General features: G+C 37.9%; 4 protein-coding genes. All 4 read left to right on the top strand.

Going from position 1 to position 2,771, the window contains the following annotated elements; translation table 11 throughout:
- Nucleotides 1–357, top strand: a 357-nt coding sequence (locus N3F66_12610) for a hypothetical protein (protein MCX8124986.1), incomplete at its 5' end; no start/stop codon positions are given.
- Between the two features lie 491 nt (nucleotides 358–848).
- A complete protein-coding gene (locus tag N3F66_12605) occupies nucleotides 849–1,442 on the top strand; it encodes a Uma2 family endonuclease (protein ID MCX8124985.1) in 594 nt (197 codons plus the stop codon).
- A gap of 102 nt (nucleotides 1,443–1,544) precedes the next feature.
- Entirely contained in the window at nucleotides 1,545–1,931 is a 387-nt protein-coding gene (locus N3F66_12600; protein MCX8124984.1) for a DUF488 family protein, read from the top strand.
- Nucleotides 1,932–1,950: 19 nt separating this feature from the next.
- A complete protein-coding gene (locus N3F66_12595; protein MCX8124983.1) occupies nucleotides 1,951–2,535 on the top strand; it encodes a TetR/AcrR family transcriptional regulator in 585 nt (194 codons plus the stop codon).
- Nucleotides 2,536–2,771 lie beyond the last annotated feature (236 nt).

The raw sequence follows: 2,771 nt of genomic DNA, 5'->3' as shown, positions 1-2,771 counted from the left end.
GAGACAGCCTATGGGATCTATGTTTATAATGGGCAAAGGTATATCGCTGGTTTTTATCAAATTGATAATTCTGGATCAAAATATGCTCGCGCTGCTTTGTGGGTAGATTCAAATAATCCAATCTTATATGCTCCTGAGGATGGCAGCGACTGTGCTGCATTTTCAGTATTTGTGTATAATAATGATGTCTATGTTGCCGGAAACATTGAAAAGGACAAGAGTGATAATTCAGGCACGTATGTTCAGCCCTGCTATTGGAAAAATGGTGTGCGGGTTGATTTATCGGTTCCATCGCAAGCAGGGACCGATGCAACTGAAATATCTTCAGTTGGCGCTCACGCAATTGTGGTACACTGATTTGATTATTGTTCATCTCAGCAACCTATGCGTGAGGGTAAAAAATATCACGCAGAGATCGCAGAGTACGCAGAGGAGAGGAAGGGGATAGTAGCTTTTCCAATCTTCCTAAACTCAGCGCACTCTGCGTGAAGAAAAAAATATCACGCAGGGAACGCAGAGTACGCAGAGAAAAGGAGTGGGGAGAGAGCTTTCCAAAATTCCACACCCCCGCGTTTCTCAGCGCACTATGCGTGAGGGTAAAAAATATCACGCAGAGATCGCAGAGTACGCAGAGGAGAGGAAGGGGAAAGTAGCTTTTCAAATCTTCCTAAACTCGGCGCGCTCTGCGTGAAGAAAAAAATATCACGCAGAGGACACAGAGTACGCAGAGGGAAAGAGAGCATACGTATATTGCATGAGTTGAAAATTACCTTACATTTAAAGTTGACAGAAACATTATATTCAGTATATTTTATAGAAAGCAGTAACAAAAAGAATAGGAAAATGTAATGCCAGTACCCAAGCAAAAACAGGACAGTAAATATACCTATGCAGATTACCTCACCTGGCCAGCAGAACAGCGTTGGGAGCTTATTGATGGAATAGCTTATGATATGACACCCGCACCAGATATAACTCATCAGAACATTGTATTAAACATTGGACGTATTATTGCAGATTATCTTGAAGAAAAAAGTTGCAAAGTGTTTATTTCCCCTGTTGATGTACGGTTGCCAGAAAGTGGCAGCGATTCTGATGAAAACATTTTTACAGTGGTGCAACCTGATATAGTGGTGGTATGCGATAAAAACAAAATAGAAAAGCGCGGAATTATTGGAGCACCAGATCTTGTTATTGAAGTTATTTCAGAATCCACTGCTTATAAAGATGAAACTGAAAAATTGAAGCTGTACCAGCGCCACGGTGTGAAAGAATACTGGATTGTCAATCCCGAAGCATTTTATATAAATGTTTTTAGGCTTGGGGAAAGCGGTATATTTGAAAAGCCTTTGCATTATCGTAAAGGTGAAACGTTTGAAAGCACAGTTCTTGAAGGACTAGTAATTGACTGTGATAAAGTTTTTAAAGGAATAGATATATAGATAAATCGCTTGACATATTATATACCGATCGGTATATAATCATAACTATCGTATAAAGCTCAACAATAGATCGTATTTAATAATACAGGAGGCTTTATTGCTGTGGCTATACGTATAGTGCAATTGGGAAGCCCGCGAATAGAATCTGAGGGGTTGCGAATAGGAACCGTGCGACGGCTGCCACGAGGTGTTCCAAAGAGCCAGCTTGCTAGCAGCAATTACTTTGATGTATGGCTTCCTCAACTTGCACCCACTGATGATCTATTAAAAATAGGTCAAAATGTCAAGGATTTGAAAGATTGGAATTTATTTGCAAGGAAATATAAGGCGCAGATGAAAAAGCCCGACAACTCAAGACTTCTTGATTTGCTGGCTGCGTTATCGCACCACACCAATTTTTCAGTAGGGTGCTATTGCAAAGATGAAAAATGGTGTCACAGGTCCTTGCTTAAGGAATTGCTTAAGGAACGGGGAGCTTTAATTGTGTAATATAATATGAGCAAAAAATATGAGCAAATCTGAAAGAACAAGAAAGCTTATAATAGAAAAAGCAGCACCAATTTTTAATATGCGTGGATATTTGGGGACATCTCTCTCGGACATAACACAAGCATTGGGTATGACCAAAGGTGCTATCTATGGAAATTTCAGCGATAAGGATGAGATTGCCCTTGCGGCTTTGACGTATAATTTTAACCAGATTCGCGATGCGATCAATCAAAAAGTAAAGAAATGTCCAACCGCTAAGGAAAAACTAACTGCATTTGCAGAATTCTATGTTGAAAATTTTAACATTATTGCACAAAAGGGTGGTTGCCCGGTGCTTAATAGTGCTGTTGATGCTGACGACACTCATCCTGTTTTAAAAAAAAGAGTACAGTCATTTATTAATTACTGGAAAGAGAATCTTATAAAAATTATACGCAAAGGGCAAACAGATGGTGAAATTTCCAAAGATGCTGATGCAGACCGTTTTTCAACCCTTTTCATAGCTATCATTGAAGGAGGCATTTTAATGTCAAAAACTACTGGAGATAAAAAGCATATACGTTTAGCTGTAGATCACATTAAGCAGCTAATTAGAGATTTATAGAAATTTTTTTAAAATAAAATATACCGATTGGTATATTTTATTGATTGACTGAAATTAACATAATGTATGTGCAAATGATATGTACACATAACCTTGTGGTCTAAATTGTATATACAGTTATAATAAATTAAGATGACTCCTTTGAGCATTAAAACTATCACCTTTTTAACGATTGTTGTTATAAAAAAGGTTTGACAATCAGCCTGCTTATATAATTATAACCATAAAGATTATGA

The organism is Spirochaetota bacterium (assembly GCA_026414805.1).
Lineage (GTDB): Bacteria > Spirochaetota > UBA4802 > UBA4802 > UB4802 > UBA4802.
The sequence above is the reverse complement of the archived record's forward strand: the minus strand, read 5'-3'. Positions and strand labels throughout refer to the sequence as shown.